This window comes from Martinezella tropici (genome assembly GCF_008370325.1).
GTDB classification, from domain to species: domain Bacteria; phylum Pseudomonadota; class Alphaproteobacteria; order Rhizobiales; family Rhizobiaceae; genus Rhizobium; species Rhizobium tropici_B.
Window position 1 is genome coordinate 499,149 of the sequence record NZ_VNIP01000008.1, and the last position, 18,101, is coordinate 517,249.

At 60.0% G+C, this 18,101-nt stretch carries 18 protein-coding genes; 14 read left to right on the plus strand and 4 right to left on the minus strand.

Features of this window, described 5'->3' with window-relative positions; genetic code table 11:
- The first annotated feature begins 22 nt into the window (after positions 1–22).
- From kdpB to FP026_RS15555, 9 genes are all read left to right on the plus strand, one after another.
- Entirely contained in the window at positions 23–2,110 is a 2,088-nt protein-coding gene (gene kdpB, locus FP026_RS15515) for a potassium-transporting ATPase subunit KdpB (RefSeq protein WP_149635501.1), read from the plus strand.
- 12 nt (positions 2,111–2,122) lie between these two features.
- Positions 2,123–2,728 (plus strand): K(+)-transporting ATPase subunit C, encoded by a 606-nt coding sequence (locus FP026_RS15520; protein ID WP_149635502.1) that lies wholly within the window; start codon positions 2,123–2,125, stop codon positions 2,726–2,728.
- 59 nt (positions 2,729–2,787) lie between these two features.
- Entirely contained in the window at positions 2,788–5,499 is a 2,712-nt protein-coding gene (locus tag FP026_RS15525) for a sensor histidine kinase (RefSeq protein ID WP_149635503.1), read from the plus strand.
- On the plus strand, positions 5,496–6,188 hold the full coding sequence (locus FP026_RS15530; protein ID WP_149635504.1) for a response regulator: 693 nt from the start codon (positions 5,496–5,498) through the stop codon (positions 6,186–6,188). Before FP026_RS15525 ends, FP026_RS15530 begins: the two co-directional genes overlap by 4 nt.
- 102 nt (positions 6,189–6,290) lie before the next feature.
- The gene (locus tag FP026_RS15535; RefSeq protein WP_149635505.1) at positions 6,291–6,746 is read left to right on the plus strand and encodes a PTS sugar transporter subunit IIA; all 456 of its coding nucleotides are present in this window, start codon (positions 6,291–6,293) and stop codon (positions 6,744–6,746) included.
- Between the two features lie 167 nt (positions 6,747–6,913).
- The gene (locus FP026_RS15540) at positions 6,914–7,942 is read left to right on the plus strand and encodes a sulfate ABC transporter substrate-binding protein (RefSeq protein WP_149635506.1); all 1,029 of its coding nucleotides are present in this window, start codon (positions 6,914–6,916) and stop codon (positions 7,940–7,942) included.
- Between the two features lie 6 nt (positions 7,943–7,948).
- The gene (cysT, locus tag FP026_RS15545; RefSeq protein WP_149635507.1) at positions 7,949–8,806 is read left to right on the plus strand and encodes a sulfate ABC transporter permease subunit CysT; all 858 of its coding nucleotides are present in this window, start codon (positions 7,949–7,951) and stop codon (positions 8,804–8,806) included.
- The gene (cysW, locus tag FP026_RS15550; RefSeq protein WP_149635508.1) at positions 8,796–9,668 is read left to right on the plus strand and encodes a sulfate ABC transporter permease subunit CysW; all 873 of its coding nucleotides are present in this window, start codon (positions 8,796–8,798) and stop codon (positions 9,666–9,668) included. Before cysT ends, cysW begins: the two co-directional genes overlap by 11 nt.
- 11 nt (positions 9,669–9,679) lie before the next feature.
- Positions 9,680–10,726 carry a sulfate/molybdate ABC transporter ATP-binding protein gene (locus tag FP026_RS15555; protein ID WP_149635509.1) on the plus strand — a complete coding sequence of 349 codons (1,047 nt, stop codon included), beginning with the start codon at positions 9,680–9,682 and terminating at the stop codon, positions 10,724–10,726.
- 95 nt (positions 10,727–10,821) lie between these two features.
- Here the strand turns inward: FP026_RS15555 and FP026_RS15560 are convergent, their stop codons facing one another.
- The 3 genes from FP026_RS15560 to FP026_RS15570 all read right to left on the minus strand — a co-directional run bounded on the left by FP026_RS15560 (position 10,822) and on the right by FP026_RS15570 (position 14,254).
- Positions 10,822–11,619 (minus strand): NAD-dependent epimerase/dehydratase family protein, encoded by a 798-nt coding sequence (locus FP026_RS15560; protein WP_149635510.1) that lies wholly within the window; start codon positions 11,617–11,619, stop codon positions 10,822–10,824.
- Between the two features lie 207 nt (positions 11,620–11,826).
- Positions 11,827–12,666: an endonuclease/exonuclease/phosphatase family protein gene (locus tag FP026_RS15565; RefSeq protein WP_149635511.1), complete on the minus strand. Its 840-nt coding sequence runs from the start codon at positions 12,664–12,666 to the stop codon at positions 11,827–11,829.
- Between the two features lie 124 nt (positions 12,667–12,790).
- Positions 12,791–14,254: a phospholipase D-like domain-containing protein gene (locus tag FP026_RS15570; RefSeq protein WP_149635512.1), complete on the minus strand. Its 1,464-nt coding sequence runs from the start codon at positions 14,252–14,254 to the stop codon at positions 12,791–12,793.
- Between the two features lie 349 nt (positions 14,255–14,603).
- On the opposite strand from FP026_RS15570, the gene FP026_RS15575 reads away from it, so the two are divergent.
- From FP026_RS15575 to FP026_RS15595, 5 genes are all read left to right on the plus strand, one after another.
- Positions 14,604–14,864, plus strand: a complete 261-nt coding sequence (locus FP026_RS15575) for a DUF2934 domain-containing protein (protein ID WP_149635513.1) — start codon at positions 14,604–14,606, stop codon at positions 14,862–14,864.
- A gap of 275 nt (positions 14,865–15,139) precedes the next feature.
- Positions 15,140–15,334 (plus strand): hypothetical protein, encoded by a 195-nt coding sequence (locus tag FP026_RS15580; RefSeq protein ID WP_149635514.1) that lies wholly within the window; start codon positions 15,140–15,142, stop codon positions 15,332–15,334.
- Between the two features lie 39 nt (positions 15,335–15,373).
- Complete coding sequence (locus FP026_RS15585) at positions 15,374–15,688, plus strand: plasmid stabilization protein (RefSeq protein ID WP_149635515.1); 315 nt, start codon at positions 15,374–15,376, stop codon at positions 15,686–15,688.
- A 189-nt stretch (positions 15,689–15,877) separates the two neighbouring features.
- Entirely contained in the window at positions 15,878–16,615 is a 738-nt protein-coding gene (locus FP026_RS15590) for a glutathione S-transferase family protein (protein WP_149635516.1), read from the plus strand.
- 3 nt (positions 16,616–16,618) lie between these two features.
- Entirely contained in the window at positions 16,619–17,185 is a 567-nt protein-coding gene (locus tag FP026_RS15595) for a methyltransferase family protein (RefSeq protein WP_149635517.1), read from the plus strand.
- Positions 17,186–17,187: 2 nt separating this feature from the next.
- Here FP026_RS15595 and ligD read toward each other — a convergent pair whose 3' ends face one another.
- Positions 17,188–18,075 carry a non-homologous end-joining DNA ligase gene (gene ligD / locus FP026_RS15600; RefSeq protein WP_149635518.1) on the minus strand — a complete coding sequence of 296 codons (888 nt, stop codon included), beginning with the start codon at positions 18,073–18,075 and terminating at the stop codon, positions 17,188–17,190.
- Positions 18,076–18,101 lie beyond the last annotated feature (26 nt).

Here is an 18,101-nt window from a genome sequence, read left to right on the forward strand (position 1 = left end):
CCTCTTCACGCTGGAGCCTCTTATGAGCCAGTTAAAATCAGCGAGTATTCTGGATTCTCGCATTCTCGTTCCGGCGATCGGCGCTTCGTTCAAGAAGTTGAACCCGCGCACGCTTGCCAAGAACCCCGTCATGTTCGTGGTCGCCGTCGTTTCGATGCTGACGACTGTTCTTTTCCTGCGCGACCTCATCACCGGCGGCGGCAATCTCGGCTTCTCGCTGCAGATCAATATCTGGCTGTGGTTCACGGTGTTGTTTGCCAATTTCGCCGAGGCTGTTGCCGAAGGTCGCGGTAAGGCCCAGGCGGATTCGCTGCGCAAGTCGCGCACCGAAACCCAGGCAAAGCTTCTGGTCGGCAGCAGCCGCACCGATTACAAGATGGTGCCCGGCACAAGCCTCAAGGTCGGTGATGTCGTTCTGGTCGAAGCCGGCGATATCATTCCGTCTGATGGCGAAGTCATTGAAGGCGTCGCTTCCGTCAATGAAGCCGCGATTACCGGTGAGTCGGCGCCTGTCATCCGTGAATCGGGCGGCGACCGCTCGGCGGTCACCGGCGGTACGCAGGTTCTGTCGGATGAAATCCGCGTCCGCATCACGGCTGCTGCCGGTTCGACCTTCATAGATCGCATGATCGCGCTGGTCGAAGGTGCCGAGCGGCAGAAGACGCCGAATGAAATCGCGCTCAACATCCTGCTGGCCGGCATGACGCTGATCTTCGTGCTGGCGACCGTCACCATCCCGAGCTTCGCCGCCTATGCCGGCGGTTCGATCCAGACGGTCGTGCTCGTTGCGCTGTTCGTGACACTGATCCCGACGACCATCGGCGCATTGCTATCGGCGATTGGTATCGCCGGCATGGACCGCCTGGTGCGCTTCAACGTGCTGGCCATGTCGGGCCGCGCTGTCGAGGCCGCCGGCGACGTCGATACGCTGCTCCTCGACAAGACCGGCACGATCACGCTTGGCAACCGTCAGGCGACCGCCTTCCGCCCCGTCCGTGGTATCAGCGAGCAGGACCTCGCCGATGCCGCACAGCTTGCCTCGCTTGCCGACGAAACACCTGAGGGACGCTCGATCGTCGTGCTTGCCAAGGAGAAATATGCGATCCGCGGCCGCGACATGACGAGCTTGAAGGCGACCTTCGTTCCCTTCACCGCCCAGACCCGCATGAGCGGCGTCGACCTTGAAGGCTCGTCGATCCGCAAGGGTGCGGTCGATGCCGTCGTCGCCTATGTCGAGGGCGCAGCTAATGGTGCAACCGAAGGCACGGCCGTCATGTCGCGCACATCGAGCGAGATGCTGCGGGAATTGCAGGCGATCGCCGACGAGATTGCCAAGGCCGGCGGCACGCCGCTTGCCGTTGCCCGCGACGGTCGCCTGCTGGGCGTTATCCATCTCAAGGACATCGTCAAGGGCGGTATCCGCGAACGCTTTGCGGAACTGCGCCGCATGGGTATCCGCACAGTGATGATCACGGGCGACAACCCGCTGACGGCGGCCGCGATTGCCGCCGAAGCCGGCGTCGACGACTTCCTCGCCCAGGCAACGCCTGAGATGAAGCTGGCGCTGATGCGTCAGGAGCAGGCGCAGGGCAAGCTGGTCGCCATGTGCGGCGACGGCACGAACGATGCGCCCGCACTCGCCCAGGCCGACGTCGGCGTTGCCATGAACACCGGCACGGTTGCCGCCCGCGAAGCCGGCAACATGGTCGATCTCGACAGCGACCCGACGAAGCTGATCGAGATCGTCGAGATCGGCAAGCAGTTGCTGATGACCCGCGGCGCGCTGACGACCTTCTCCATCGCCAACGATATCGCGAAGTATTTCGCCATCATCCCGGCAATGTTTATCGCCTTCTATCCGCAGCTGAAGATGCTGAACGTGATGGGACTGGCGACGCCGCAAAGCGCCATCCTCTCGGCCATCATCTTCAATGCGCTCATCATCGTCGCACTGATCCCGCTGTCGCTGAAGGGTGTCCGCTACCGGCCGATTGGCGCCGGCGCGCTGCTCAGCCGCAACCTGCTGATCTACGGCCTCGGCGGCATCATCGTTCCCTTCATCGGCATCAAGGCCATCGACATGGCGATTACCGCCATCGGCCTCGCCTAAGGAGTTTCTCTCATGTTGAAACAAATCAGACCCGCGATCGTCATGATCGTCGCTGCGACCGTTCTGACCGGCCTTGCCTATCCGCTTGCCATGACCGGTGTCGCCCAGACGCTCTTTCCCCACCAGGCCAATGGCAGTCTGGTGGAAAAGGACGGCAAGGTGATCGGCTCCAGCCTCATCGGTCAGAATTTCACGACCGACCGCTATTTCCATGGCCGCCCCTCGGCCACGACCGGTGCCGACCCGAACGATCCGACCAAATCGGTTTCCGCACCCTACAATGCCGCCAATTCCGGGGGCTCCAATCTCGGTCCGACCAATTCGAGCCTGATCGCCCGTATCAAGGGGGATGCGGCGACATTGCAGGCGCAGAATCCGAATACGCCTGTTCCGATCGATCTGCTCACCACGTCGGGTAGCGGCCTCGACCCGGACATCTCGCCTGAAGATGCCTATTTCCAAATCCCGCGCGTGGCCAAGGCCCGCAACACGGACGAGGCCAAGGTCAAGTCGCTCGTCGATGCTGCCATCGAGCCGCGCGAGCTCGGCGTTTTCGGCGAGCCTGTGGTCAATGTGCTGGCATTGAACCAGTCGCTCGATGCTTCTATGACTCAATAAGTTGAAGAGGTTGAGACGGTTAGTGCCGTCTCAACCTTATCAGGAAAGACGACCCGCGAATGGCAGATGAAAGCCGCGACATGTTGAGCAGGCCTTCCCCCGATGCGCTTCTCGAAAAAGCGCGGGCCGAGACACGCGGACGCTTGAAGGTTTTTCTGGGTGCGGCCCCTGGTGTCGGCAAGACCTATGAGATGCTGATGTCCGGCCGGGCGAAGATCGCCGACGGCGTCGATGTCCTGGTCGGCGTCGTCGAGACCCACGGCCGTCGCGAGACGCAGGCCTTGCTCGACGGGTTCGAGATCGTTCCGCGCGTTAATGTCGACTATAAGGGCAGGTCGCTCGAGGAGATGGATCTCGACGCGATCCTGAAACGCCGTCCCGAACTGGTATTGGTCGATGAACTCGCCCACACCAACGCGCAGGGCAGCCGGCATCCGAAACGCTATCTCGATGTCAAGGAGCTCCTGGATCGCGGTATCGACGTCTATACGACGCTGAACATCCAGCATGTCGAAAGCCTGAACGATGTCGTCTCGCAGATTACCCGCATCCGCGTGCGCGAGACCGTACCGGATTCGATCATCGACATGGCCGACGATGTCGAGATCATCGACTTGACGCCGGATGATCTCATCAAGCGGCTGCATGACGGCAAGGTTTATGTCTCGAAGACGGCCGAGCGCGCACTGACCAACTATTTCACGCCCGGCAACCTGACGGCATTGCGCGAGCTGGCGCTACGGCGGACTGCGCAGCGCGTCGACGACCAGCTCCTGACCCATATGCAGGCGCATGCGATCCCTGGCCCCTGGGCTGCCGGCGAGCGCGTACTCGTCTCCATCGATCATCACCCACGCTCGGCATCGTTGGTCCGCTATGCCGCCCGCATGGCGTCGCGTCTGCGAGCACCCTGGGCTGCCGTCTATGTCGAAACCAACCGCTCGATCGGTCTGACGGAGGTGCAGCGAGACACGATTGCCGCAACGCTCAGGCTCGCCGAACAGCTCGGCGGTGAAGCAATTACCCTTCCGGGCCGCGAGGTGGCGGAGGAACTGCTTCGCCATTCGGCCAGCAACAATGTCACCCACATCGTCATCGGTTCGCCGAAAATCGGCTCCTGGCGCGATTGGTCCCGCCGGTCGGTGTCCTATGATCTCATCCGCAGGGCCGGGGATATCAGCGTCCACGTCATTTCCGGCAGCGAAGTGGATGGTCAGGTCGCAAGCCGCGGCGTCAAGGTCGCGCCTTCGCCGCCCCCCTTCCAGCTGCGTGGCTATATTCTGGCAACGCTCTATGTCGCCATAGCGCTCGGTTTCTGCGTCATCCTCGACCAGGTGCTGGATGTGCGAAATCTGGCGCTGGTCTTCCTGATGGCGGTTTTGGCCAGCGCAGTCACGCAAGGCCTGCGGCCGGCGCTTTATTCTTGTTTTCTCGGGGCTCTCGCCTTCAATTTCTTCTTCCTGCCGCCGCGCTATACGCTGACGATCAGCGATCCGGAAAGCGTGCTCGCCTTCTTCTTCTTCCTCGGCGTCGCGGTGATCGCTAGCAATCTGACGGCGACGGTGCAACGGCAGGCGGCGGCAGCGCGGCAACGCGCTCGGACGACCGAGGACCTTTATCTCTTCTCCAAGAAGCTCGCCGGCACCGGCACGCTCGATGATGTTCTCTGGGCCACCGCCTTTCAGCTGGCCTCGATGCTGAAGCTGCGGGTCGTGCTGCTTTTACCGGAGCATGGCACGATCGCCGTCAAGGCCGGCTATCCGCCTGACGATACGCTCGACGACGCCGATATCGCCGCGGCGCGTTGGGCCTGGGAGCACAATCATGCGGCAGGCCGCGGCGCCGATACCTTGCCTGGCGCCAAGCGCCTTTACGTTCCGCTCCGCACAGGCCGAACAGCCGTCGGCGTCATCGGCCTCGACAGCGATCGTCGCGACGGACCGCTTCTGACGCCGGAACAGCAGCGGCTGCTCGATGCTCTCGCCGATCAGGCGGCTCTGGCCATCGAGCGCGTGCAGCTGGTGGCCGATGTCGACCGGGCCAAACTCGCCGTCGAGGCGGACCGGCTGCGCTCGGCGCTGTTGACCTCGATTTCGCATGATTTGAAGACGCCGCTCGCCGCTATCCTTGGAGCAGCAGGCACCTTGCGTGATTATCTGGAAACCCTGCCGAACGAGGACCGGGTTGATCTCCTTTCGACCGTCATCGATGAATCGGAACGGCTCAACCGTTTCATCGCCAATCTGCTCGATATGACCAAGATCGAGTCCGGCGCAATGGAGCCGAATTATGCGCTGCATTATGCCGGCGATATCGTCGGCAGTGCGTTGCGGCGGGCGGAAAAAATCCTGGCTCATCATCGCGTCGACGTGCAGATGCCCGTCGATCTGCCGATGGTCAAGGTCGATCCGGTACTGTTCGAACAGGTGCTGTTTAATCTGCTCGACAATGCTGCCAAATACGCGCCGGAGGGATCGGCCATCCGCCTCGAAGCCTGGGCCGATATCGACAATATCGTCTTCAGGGTCATGGATGAAGGGCAGGGCATTCCACCTGCTGATCTCGAACGCGTCTTCGATACGTTCTATCGCGTGCGCAAGGGAGATCAGGTGCGCGCCGGCACCGGCCTTGGCCTTTCCATCTGCCGCGGTTTCATCGAGGCGATGGGCGGCACGATCGCCGCCGGTAACAGAACGGATCGGCAGGGGGCCGTCTTCACCATCCGCCTGCCGAAACCAACAGATGTCCCGAAGCTGGATGAACTGAAATGAACACCACTGCCGTCAAGATTCTCGTCGTCGATGACGAGCCGCCGATCCGCAAATTGCTGCGCGTTGGTCTCGGTGCCCAGGGCTACGTCGTCAACGAGGCGCAGAGCGCCGCATCCGCCCAAGCATCGGTGGACGAGGACCAGCCCGATCTGATCGTGCTCGATCTCGGCCTTCCCGACAAATCGGGCCAGGATCTGCTCTTGGAATGGCGCGAGGATGGGGTGCAAATCCCGGTCGTCATTCTGTCGAGTCGCACGGACGAGGCGGGTATCGTCAAGGCGCTCGAAAGCGGCGCCGACGACTACGTGACCAAGCCTTTCGGTGTCAACGAGCTTGCGGCCCGCATTCGCGTGGCACTGCGCCATCGCCTGCAGCAGCAGGGCGAGAAGGCGATCTTTCAGACCGGCGGCCTTTCCATCGATCTCGTCAAGCGCATCGTCAAGGTCGATGGCAAGGAGATCAAGCTCTCGCCGAAGGAGTACGACATCCTGCGCGTGCTTGCCCAGCATGCCGGCAAGGTGCTGACGCATCAGTTCCTGCTGAAGCAGATTTGGGGACCGGCGGCCGATGTGCAGTATCTGCGCGTTTATGTCCGCCAGCTCCGGCAGAAGATCGAGGAGATTCCTGATCAGCCACACTATATCACCACCGAGACGGGCGTCGGCTACCGCCTGCGCGAGCCGGATTGAGGCCATCAAGACTTCGGATCCGTTATCGAGGTGGCCTAGCCTCGATCTTGCGGCAATGAAAATCATTTCAGAACGACCGATTGCTTGACCCTGAGTGCGACCATGGACCTTTCCACGATCATTCTTCCCGAACACGTCTTTGTCGGATTGGCAGCTCCGACCAAATGGCGGGCGCTGCAGATGCTGTCATCGAAGGCGGCCAGCTGCTTCGGCTTGGATGAGGCAATGGTTCTGCGCGTGCTGGAGGCTCGCGAGAAGCTGGGTACGACCGGGATTGGCAATGGCGTTGCCGTTCCGCATGCCGCCATTGCCGGTATGACCAGACCGCGCGGATTGATGGTGCGTTTTGCCCATGCCGTCGATTTCGAGGCTATAGACGATATTCCGACGGAATGGGCATTCGTGCTGCTTTTCGGGGAAGGCGGCCGGAGCGACTATCTGAATGTGCTTGCCGCGATCGCCAGGCGGCTGCGGACGGAGGGCGTTCTGACGGCGATGCGGCAGGCCAGGAGCGCCGACGAGCTCTATTCGGTCTTCATGTCCGACTCCATCGCCTGAGAGGGCGGGCGCTTGGATCGCGTCCTGTCCGCTGTTCGGGAATGTGATTTCACTTTTTGAGATTCTATGGGATGCTGTTCTCCGGAGTTGCTTAAAACGGGAACGGTCTTCGTTACTTTATACGACCAAGTTGGTAGGGTTTAAGGACAAACGAAGGGGGTGCATCCATGCAGACGATAAAGCTTTCCCGGCTTCTCGCCACCGCAGTTCTGATCGGCAGTTTTTCGGTCGCGGCCGTCGCGCCGACTTGGGCGGCGGACAAGACGTTTCTCAATGTTTCCTACGATCCGACGCGTGAATTGTATAAGGATTTCAACGCGGCTTTTGCTGCCAAGTGGAAGAAGGATACGGGCGAAACCATCAATATCAAGGCTTCGCATGGTGGTTCCGGCGCACAGGCCCGCTCGGTCATCGATGGTCTCGACGCCGATGTTGTGACGCTGGCGCTTGAAGGCGATATCGACGCGATAGCCAAGGCGACGCACAAGATTCCCGCCGACTGGAAGACCAAGTTCCCGAACAATTCCGTTCCCTATACCTCGACCATCGTCTTCCTGGTTCGCAAGGGCAATCCCAAGGGCATCAAGGACTGGGCGGATCTGGTCAAGGATGGCGTCGAAGTCATCACGCCGAACCCGAAGACGTCGGGCGGTGCCCGCTGGAATATTCTGGCGGCCTGGGCCTGGGCCAAGCAGGCCAATGGCGGCGACGATGCCAAGGCGCAGGAATATGTCGCGCAGCTCCTGAAGCATGTCCCGGTTCTCGATACCGGCGCGCGCGGCGCGACGACGACCTTCGTGCAGCGTGGCCTCGGCGATGTCCTACTTGCCTGGGAAAACGAAGCCTATCTCTCGCTCGATGAGCTCGGCCCCGACAAATTCGAGATCGTGACCCCGTCCGTCTCGATCCGCGCCGATCCGCCGGTTGCCGTTGTTGATGGCAATGTCGACACCAAGGGCACGCGCAAGGTCGCGGAAGCCTATCTCAACTATCTGTACTCGGATGAAGGTCAGAAGATCGCCGCCAAGCACTATTACCGGCCGATCAAGCCGGAAGCGGCAGACCCCAAGGATGTTGCCCGTTTCCCGGCCTTGAAGCTGGCAACCATTGACGATTTCGGCGGATGGTCTCAAGCTCAGCCGAAATTCTTCGCTGACGGGGGCGTCTTCGATCAGATCTACAAGCCGGGACAATAAGACTGAATGCATTCTATAACCCGCAAACGGTGGCGGTTACGGCAGCCGAGTGTCATTCCGGGCTTCGGATTGGCGCTCGGCGTTACCTTGGCTTGGCTCATCTTCATCGTTCTTATTCCGCTGTCGGGCTTGCTTTGGAAGAGCAGCGCTCTCGGCTGGGAAAAATTCTGGGCTTTGGCTCTTGATGTGCGCACGCTCTATGCGTTGCGTATGAGCTTCGGCGGCGCCTTCATCGCCGCACTCGTCAATGCCGTGCTTGGGCTTATCCTTGCCTGGGTGCTGGTGCGTTATCGCTTTCCGGGCAAACGTATCCTCGATGCCATGGTCGATCTGCCGTTCGCCTTGCCGACGGCGGTTGCCGGCATTGCCTTGACGACGCTCTATGCACCGAATGGCTGGATCGGTCAGTTCCTGACGCCGCTCGGCATCAAGATCGCCTTCACCCCGGTCGGCATCATCATCGCGCTTATTTTCGTCGGCCTGCCCTTCGTGGTGCGCACGGCGCAGCCCGTGATGGAGGAGATCGACCGCGAAGTCGAAGAGGCGGCGGCAACCCTCGGCGCGTCGCGTTTCCAGACGATAACCCGCGTGCTGCTGCCGGGCCTTGCGCCGGCGGCGCTGACGGGCTTTGCATTGGCATTCGCGCGCGCGGCCGGCGAATATGGATCAGTCATCTTCATCGCCGGCAATAAGCCCTATGTTTCGGAAATTGCGCCGCTGCTCATCGTCATTCGCCTGGAGGAATATAATTATTCAGCAGCGACGGCGATCGCGACGTTGATGCTGTTTATTTCCTTCACCATGCTTTTGATCATCAACCTCATCCAGTCCTGGAGCAGAAAGAGGTATGGCTATGGCGCATGATCTTTCTGCCACCGTCGAAACGGGCCATTCCGTCATCACCGAAAGCCGCGTCGCGCGCATTGTTTTCGTGCTGATTTCGTTGACCTTCCTGACATTGATGGTCCTTCTGCCGCTGGCTGCCGTTTTCGTCGAGGCTTTCCGCAAGGGGGTGGAGACCTTCTTCGAAGCCCTGGTCGACGAGGAGACTTTCGCGGCGATCCGGCTGACCCTGATCGTTGCCGGCATCAGCGTGCCTTTGAACCTTGTCTGCGGTGTTGCAGCCGCCTGGGCGATAGCTAAGTTCGAATTCAAGGGTAAAGCCTTTCTGACAACCCTGATAGATCTGCCTTTCTCGATATCGCCGGTCATATCAGGCCTGGTCTTTGTGCTGTTGTTCAATTCCAACAGTACGCTTGGCCCCTGGCTGCAGAGCCACGGCATACAGATATTGTTTGCGGTTCCGGGCCTGGTATTGGCGACGATGTTCGTCACGTTTCCCTTCGTCGCGCGCGAGCTGATCCCGCTGATGCAGGAGCAAGGCAGCGCGGACGAGGAGGCGGCGCTTTCTCTAGGGGCGAACGGCTGGCAGACATTCTGGTATGTCACGCTGCCGAATATCAAATGGGGCTTGCTTTACGGCGTGCTGCTCTGCAACGCCCGCGCCATGGGCGAGTTCGGAGCGGTTTCGGTCGTTTCGGGTCATATCCGTGGCGAAACCAACACGATGCCTTTGCAGGTCGAAATTCTTTATAACGAATATAATTTCTCGGGGGCATTCGCCGTTGCCACGCTCCTGGCCCTGCTTGCCCTTGTCACACTTATACTGAAGACGCTGCTGGAAATGCGCTATAGCGAAGAGATCGCAGCCAGCCGGCGTCACTAAAGGAATTCTTGATGGAAGTTCGCGTTCAAAACCTGCGCAAGGAATTCGGTCGCTTTCCCGCATTGCATGATGTGTCCCTGGATATTCGCTCGAGCGAATTGATTGCGCTTCTTGGTCCATCGGGTTCCGGCAAGACGACGCTGCTGCGTCTGATTGCCGGATTGGAGACGCCGACCGAGGGGCAGATTTTCTTCGGCGAAGAGGATGCGTCGCGAAAGACGGTGCAGCAGCGCAATATCGGCTTCGTGTTTCAGCACTACGCGCTGTTTCGGCACATGACCGTGCTGGAGAATATCTCTTTCGGCCTGAAAGTCCGCTCGGCATCGCGTCGTCCGCCGCGTGAAGAAATTCGCCGGCGTGCCCTGGAGCTGTTGGAGCTGGTGCAGCTGAACGGCTTGGAGAAGCGCTATCCGGCCCAGCTGTCCGGCGGCCAGCGCCAGCGCGTGGCACTGGCGCGTGCCATGGCGGTCGAGCCGAACGTATTGCTTCTGGACGAGCCATTCGGCGCCCTCGACGCTCAGGTCCGCAAGGACCTGCGCAAGTGGTTGCGGGAAATCCATGACCGGACCGGCCATACCACCGTCTTCGTGACCCATGACCAGGAAGAGGCGCTGGAACTCGCAGACCGCGTCGTCGTGCTCAACAAGGGTGCTATCGAGCAGGTCGGAACGCCGGACGAGATCTACGACACGCCGAATTCTCCTTTCGTCTACGGCTTCATCGGGCAGTCCAACCGTCTCAAGGTGCGCATCACCAGCGGGGAGATCTGGTTCGACGACAAGCCGCTCGGGCTCAGCACGCCGCATGAGCCCGATGGCGAAGCCTCTCTCTATTTCCGCCCTCACGATATCGAGCTTCCTGACGGCGATGGCGGTGCGATCGCGGGTCTGCTCGTAGCCAGCAGGCGCGTGGCAGGCACCCGCCATCTTGAGATCAACATCGGTGCCGAGCACGATCCTATCGAGATCGAGCTGCCGCCGAACAAGGCGGATGCTTTGGATCGCAACCGCATCGCCTTCAGGCCGACCCGTTGGAAGCTGTTCCGCAACGGCGGCTGAGGCGGTTTTCACCGAATCTCTGAGCCGCCCCATCTCGTTGTTTTCTAGCGATTCCAGGAAAGCCGCAGCGTAGTTTTCCTGGAATTGCCCGAGGGTCAGTCCTCCGGATGGCCGGACGAAGCGAAGCCGCCGCCCTGGTAGATGACGGTCGGATCGTTGGGATCCTCCGGCGGCGCTTTTGACAGGATTTCGGCGCGCCACGGCGCAGCGCTATCGCGCGGCTTCCAGCCGAGGAAGGCAGCGTTGCTGTTGTCCCACCATTGTTCGTCATTGTCGGAGGCGCCGTAGACGATCGTGTGCCCGAGCCTTGGGGCGTCGAAAGCGCAGCCGCAAAGGGAGAGAAAATCCCGGACGCTGAACCAAGTGGCCAGCATGCGCGTATTGCGCGGCTCGGGAAAGCAGGAGCCAATACGTACCGAAAGCGTCTCCTGGCCGAACTTGTCGAAGTAGAGGCTCGCGACTGCTTCGCCGAACACCTTCGAAACGCCATAGAGCGAATCCGGCCGCGTCGGCACCTTGTTGTCGATCCGCTCGTCCCGGCGATAGAAGCCGATCGTGTGGTTGGAGCTTGCAAAGACGATGCGCGGCTTGCCGGCGGCGCGCGCCGCCTCGTAGAGATTGTAGAGACCGACGATATTGCCCTGCAGGATCAGGTCGAAAGGCTTCTCCACCGAAATGCCGCCAAGATGGATGATGCCGTCGATGCCCTTGACCATGGCGTCGACGCCGCCCCGATCGGAAAGGTCGCAGGCAACGAAACGCTCGTTCGGACGCAGATCGCTTATCGGCGTCAGATCGGACAATACGACGCTCTCGGCGATTTGCGACAGAAGCGGCCTGATTGCCTGGCCGACGCCGCCGGCGGCGCCAGTCAGCAATAGAGTTTTCAGCATGATTGTCTCCGGGATCGGTCTTTTCGGCGAGCAGGTTATAAGATCATTTTCCGGCAGTCATCCCCTATATATGCGAAGTCAACACGAAGCATATCGATGATGCCTGAGGCGCATCGCCATCGTTCAGGTTCGCTTCTCGCGCTTTAGGTCTTTGATTTTGCGCATGTCGTTGTCGCAAAACCGCTGCACACTTTTGCGCGGCCTGCTTTATGCGGTCTGCGATCGTGCTTCGGCTTCACTCTCCAGTGTTTCCAGGCTGACGACGGCTTTGATGGGCAGGTGGTCGGAAGCAACCCGCGCCAGCGGCGAGTCATGCACCTCGACCGCCGAGATCATGCCGCGGCGGTTTGCCATGATGCGATCGAGCGCCAGAAGCGGCAGCGTCGAGGGAAAGCTTGCAACAGCGGGAGGGAGCGGGCCGAAGGCGGCCTGGAAGGTATTGAGCGATGAGCGGTCGCCCAGCCGCCACTCGTTGAGGTCGCCGAGCAGGATGGTCGGGATCTCGCCGCCGTCGCTCATCAGGTCGACGATCAAGCGGGTCTGCTGCGCCCGCGATCGGTGCAGCAGGCCGAGATGCGCGGCGATGATCCTGAGACTTCCGCCGCGCGCCAGTTCCAGTTCGGCGATCAGGGCGCCGCGCGGCTCCAGCCCCGGCAGGCTTATCTGATGCACGTCGCGCACCGTGCCCTGTTTGAAAAGAACGACATTGCCATGCCAGCCGTGTGCCTTGGTAACGCCGGCGACAGGCACCGGGATCAGCCCGGTCTCACGTTCGAGCCGGCGCAGATCGAGGATGCCCGTGCGTTCGCCGAAACGCGTATCGGCCTCCTGCAGGCCGATGATGTCGGCATCGATTTCATGAATGACCCGGCTGGTTCTTTCCGGATCGAAGCGCCTGTCGGCGCCGACGCATTTATGGACATTGTAGGAGGCGATCAGCGTGCCCTCAGGGCGATCAGGCTTGCCGGCCGGCTTGGAGCGCGATTTGTTTCGGCTCTTCAGGCTTTCCAGAATGCTCGCACGGAGACTTTCTTTCTTCTTTTTCATCTATCCGTCGACCGTTCTTTGATCAGATCATGTCGGGCACATGCAAGGGAGTATAAGAAGCGACAATTGGTCTTGTCATGTAAAAAGGCTGCGACAGGGGCAGATTGTCCATGAGGCTCGACCGTCAGAGATAGGGCGAACCGAGCCAGAGAACCTTCTCGATCAGCCTGACGACAAAGGGACGTGCCCGCAGTTTTTCGAGATCGATCGGACGCGCCGTTTCCAGGATTGCGCCGATATGGGCATCGATCGTGCCGGCAAAGCCGCGGTCGAGCACCTCCAGATCCACCTCGAAATTGAGCCGAAGGGAGCGGGGATCGAGATTGGAAGAGCCGACATAGGCCCAGATTCCATCAATCGCCAGCAGCTTCGAATGATTGAACGGGCCTTCGGCGCGCCAGATGCGGCAATAGTTCTTCAGCATCTGGTCGAACTGCGCCGTCATGGCGCGGTCGACAAGCACGAGATTGTTGGCGGTCGGCACGACGATGTCGACCTCAACGCCGCGACGGGCTGCCGTGACCAAGGCGCTGATCAGCTCCCGATCCGGCAGGAAATAGGGCGACATGATGCGGATCGATTTACGCGCCACCGACAAGGCGCCGATGAGCATCTTGTGGTTGGTCTCGACGCTGCGGTCGGGACCAGAGGCGACCACCCGCATGAAGACCGGCGCTCCCGGCTCATTGGAGGGCGCCGCAATACGCCATTCGTTTCCGCTGAGGACCTCGCCGGTGGTAAAGCGCCAGTCCTCGGCGGCGGTGTTGAAGAGATCGGCAACCGCCGGGCCTGTCACGCAGAAATGCATGTCGCGGGCGCAATGGTCATGGGCAAATTCTCGAGTGAATCCCTGGCGGATATTCATGCCGCCCGTAAAGGCGATCCGCCCGTCGATGCTCAGAATCTTGCGGTGGGTGCGAAGATTGGCGTAGGGCAGTCTGAGGCCCATGATGACATTGCCGTTGAAGACGTCGACATCGACGCCGCCCTCGCTGAGATAGCCCATGATGCTCGGCACCGAATAGCGGGCGCCGACGGCATCGATCAGCACGCGCACGCTGACGCCGCGTTTGGCGGCGGCGATCAGGGCGTCTGCGATGCGCAGGCCGATCGGGTCGCGATCGAAAATATAGGTTTCCATCAGGATGCTGCGTTCGGCGCCATCTATCGCGGCTTTCATCGCGCCATAGGCGGCATCGCCGCTGGTCAGCATTTCGATCGTGTTGCCGGTGCTCATCGTATAGCGGACGACGCGATCGCCGAGCGTTTTCATCGAGCCGAAACGCTCGCCGAAAAGCCGCCGCACCTGGTGGTCCTCGGCATCGAAGCTGGAGAGTTCTCCATTCGCATCCTTGCGAAAAAGTGCGTCCCGCTGTGAACTGAGCGAGGCCCGCCGGATGCGATTGATGCCCGCGAAAGCATAGAGCGCGGCGCCAATGATGGGCGACAGGATAACGACACCGACCCAGCCGATCGCCGCGCGAACATCCTCTTTGGTCATTGCCGCATGGATTGCGGCTGCTGCCCCCAACGTAATGGACAGGACAGCGAGAATTTGGCCCCAATGGGCATCCACCAGGTCGATCATGGCGCGAGTATATCTTTGCCCGCAAAAGCTGCAATGAGCGGGTTTGCGATCGCAGATCCTTGGGCGATTATGGTGCTTAAACTCATCCTATTAGATATTTTTAATTGAAGACAGTTGTTGGCACCTTCATACTTAGGGTGCTTCGGCTGCTTCGCTACTGTCCCCCACGGTAACCTTGTTTCTTGTTTGAAGCGCCACTGCGGTTCGAGAGCCGAGACCGAAGAAAACGAGCTTGGCATTTTATAAAGTCATGGCGTCTCGGTGCTCGGGGGAGGCGTGAAAGCCCGCGTTTCAAGAACGGGCATTGTTCATCAAAACCATGTTCAATGATGCGAACGGAGAACAGCAGATGTTGGAATCTCGGGATGAATGGATCAAGAAGCGCGCATATGCCATCTGGGAGGAGGAGGGTCATCCCTTCGGCCGAGATGTCGAACATTGGGAACGGGCGAGTGGTGAGCGCGTCGCGCTCGACGAAAGTGTCGCCATCGCTGTTGGAGGCGAGGCTAAACTCAAGCCCAAGCGCAAGCATGCGGCCGCCGCCGGCAAGGTGATCGCCAAGCCGACGGCAAAGAAGGCATCGAAGAAAGCCGCAGTTGTAAAGGCGTGAGCGCGCGCCGGTTTTAGAAGTGCGGTGAAGACGAGGGCGGTTCGATGGCAGACATCGAGCCGCCTTTCTTCTTGTGCTGCCGCAGGCACAATATTCGCAGTAATTTCGGTATTTTGGGTCCCGATCGCGAAATAGTTGTCACACAGCGATGCTACCAAGTGAAAAGGGAGCCACGCGATGAGCCGCAGCCATATCGATGATCTGGAAATGACTGTTGCGACGATCGTCGCGGTATGCCGTCACTTGTGTTTTGTTGGCAGCGCGGAGGTGGTGATGTGACGTCCCTTCTCGTGCTTGCGGCGATCTATCTTCTGGCGGCACTGATCCTCATCCTGATCATCGACCGCTCCGTCGGCATGTTTTTCCCGGCATCAGCCAAACGCCGGGTGACGCCACGGCATGAGTGGCGCTTATGGCCGTTATCGGCCAACCGCAATTCTCCCGGCCACGTATCGGAACCTTTTCCGTGACGGCGTGTTGGTCTTTCTTCCATAGTGAGGAGAAAGACCATGCCACGAGGAGATAAATCCGCCTATAGCGACAAGCAGAAGCGGAAAGCCGAGCATATCGAGGAAGGCTATGAGGACCGCGGCGTTTCTCATGGAGAGGCGGAACGTCGCGCCTGGGCGACCGTAAACAAGGAAAGCGGCGGCGGCAAAAAGTCCGGCTCGGGCCGGGGCCATCCGGAAAGTCATGAATCTTCCGAGAAGGGCGGCAAGATCGGCGGACGCGCCGCCGCAAAACGGCCAGCATCCGAGCGCTCGGCTTCCGCAAAGAAGGCGGCCGCGACACGTAAACGTCATGAACACCGGGCGCATTCATAGGCGGCGTGTGAAGGCCGAATTCTGAGGTTGGCGTGCATTGGCCGGTGATGTGACGTCATTTCGCCGGGTTGCGATCGTCGACGCCTTTCCGTTCCGAAATGCCGGCGCTAGATTTCTGCGCGAGGCCAGCCAGTGCTTCACGCCGATCGTTGCTGGTGGCCGTTTTCAATTCTCGGGAGGGAAAGCCGAATGCCTTATGAACTCTACTATTGGGACGGCATCCAGGGACGTGGCGAATTCGTCCGACTGGCATTTGAGCAGGCCGGTGCCGACTATGTCGATATCTGCCGTGGCGAGGCTATCGAAGGGCAGGGAATGCCGGCCATGTTGGCGGTCATGAAAAATGGCGAAGGGTCCAATATCCCGTTTGCTCCGCCGTTTCTAAAGGACGGCGACGTCATCATTCCGCATGTGGCGAATATTCTGATGTATCTCGGCCCGAAATTCGGTCTTGCACCAAAGGACGAAGGGCAGCGCCATGTGTTGAATGGCCTGCAACTGACCATCACCGATCTCGTCGCCGAGGTACACGATACGCATCATCCCATCGCCACTTCGAAATATTACGAGGATCAGAAGCAAGAGGCCAACGCCCGTGCCGCCGAATTCATCGACAATCGTATTCCGAAGTTCCTCGGATATTTCGAGCGTGTGCTGCAGCAAAACCCGGATGGACCGAACCATATTTTCGGCAAGAGCCTGACCTATGTCGATCTCTCACTGTTCCAGATCCACGAGGGATTGCGCTATGCTTTTCCACGCGCGACCGCCCGTCTCGGCCAGCACTATCCGCATTTGACGGCGTTGCACGCCGCTGTCATGAAGCTGCCCAATATTGCTCGCTATCTTCAATCCGATCGCCGCATCCCCTTCAATGAGGACGGTATTTTCCGGCACTATCCGGAGCTGGATAAAGATATGGCGTGAGCGATGCTCTTTTATCAATTCATTCCCGCGTGCTGGGTCATCTGGCTGCTGATCTGGCTCTTTGCGTCCGTCGGCGTCAAGAAAACCGTACGCCAGGAAGACCCTTTATCGCGGCTTGGCAATACTGCGCCGATCTGGATCGGCGCTTTCCTTCTGGTAGCCAATCCTTCATGGCTAGGGCCTTTGCGGTTTCGTCTAATCCCGCAGGATCTGACATTTTATACGATCGGCGCGGCGTTGACGGTCGCCGGACTGCTCTTCGCCGTGTGGGCCCGTTACCACATCGGCCGCAATTGGAGCGGCGTGATTACGCTCAAGGAGGATCACGCGCTGATCCGTTCCGGCCCCTATGCTCTTGTCCGCCATCCGATCTATTCCGGTCTGATGCTCGCCATCGTCGGTTCGGCAATTGCACGCGGCGATATCGCCGCCGTCCTTGCGATCGTCGCGGTGCTCTATGCCGTGTTGCGACGCGTATCCATCGAGGAAAGCTGGATGAGTGAGACTTTCGGTCCGGCTTATGCCGATTACAAGGCCAGCACGCCAGCGCTGGTCCCGTTTCTTCTATAGCGTCAGACCTTGAGCGGCGATGCTGCCGCAAAAAACTCGGCCCAGGGATCGGCGGTCGATTGGCTCAAACGTGAGGCTGCGTTGCCAACGGTGAAAGAAGCCGGACCGATCTTGCCGTCCAACTCCTCCCATCTGATCGGCATCGAAACCGCGGCGCCCTTTCTTGCGCGTGTCGAATAAGGGGCAACGGCGGTATTGCCGCGGCCGTTGCGCAGGTAGTCTACGAAGATGTGGCCGGTCCGCTTTGCCTTGTTGGCGACCGACAAATATGTCTGCGGGCTATCGGCGCTCATCGCATGCGCCATTGTCTCGGCCGCCTCCTTGACCTGCTGCCAGTTTGCCTGCGGTTTAAGGGACGCGACGACATGCAGGCCTTTGCCGCCCGAGGTCTTTAGGAATGACGTCAATCCCTGGGCGGAAAAGCGTTCCCTTATTTCCTTCGCCGCGGCGGTGACCTTGCCCCAGGCGATGTCTGCGCCCGGATCGAGATCCATGATGATCATGTCGGGCTTTTCCCAATGACGGGTGGTCGTGCCCCAGGGATGTATTTCCAGTGCCGCCGACTGAACGAGGGCGGCCAGTCCGTCGAAGTCTTCGATCTTCAGAAGCTTTGCAGCATCCTTGTCTTCGGGATCGGCAATCTCCTCGATATGCGGATTGATGCCTTTCCAGGCATGTTTCTGGAAGAATCGTGGCCCGCCGATGCCATCAGGGCAGCGGAGCAGCGCGAGAGGGCGATCAACGACAAAAGGAGCCATGCGCCGCCAGGCCAGAGCGTAGTAATCGAGAAGATCCTGCTTGCTAACCCCGTCGTCGGGCCAATAGACCCGCTCCGGATGCGTCAGTTCGATCGAGGTTTTGATGTCGTCCTGAATGGGCGTCTTTGCCATCTCGCATGCGCTCCATCTTCTGCGAC